Origin of the sequence: Psychromonas aquatilis, assembly GCF_038155185.1 — a bacterium.
Taxonomy (GTDB): Bacteria; Pseudomonadota; Gammaproteobacteria; order Enterobacterales; family Psychromonadaceae; genus Psychromonas; species Psychromonas aquatilis.
Genome location: NZ_JBAKAZ010000362.1, coordinates 1 through 217, shown reverse-complemented (window position 1 = coordinate 217; position 217 = coordinate 1). Strand labels below are relative to the sequence as shown.

At 36.9% G+C, this 217-nt stretch carries 1 protein-coding gene; it reads left to right on the top strand.

All coding sequences use genetic code 11. The annotated features are described in order from the left end of the window. Nucleotides 1-53: 53 nt before the first annotated feature. Nucleotides 54-217 (top strand): pantoate--beta-alanine ligase (locus V6256_RS15825; RefSeq protein ID WP_341599168.1); only part of this gene is annotated, 164 nt, incomplete at its 3' end.

Sequence of the window (217 nt, the reverse complement as noted above, 5' to 3'; positions counted from 1 at the left end):
TATTCACTGAGTGATTAAACTTGAATAGACAAAATACTGATTAAGGGTGTGTAATGCAAATCATTGAAGATCCAAAGCAACTTCGTAATGAAATTAAAAAGCATAAAAGCCAACGCCATGAAATTGGTATCGTGCCAACAATGGGCAATTTACACCAAGGTCATTTAACGTTAGTTAAACAAGCGCAGGAATACGCCAACATACGCGTGGTCAGTAT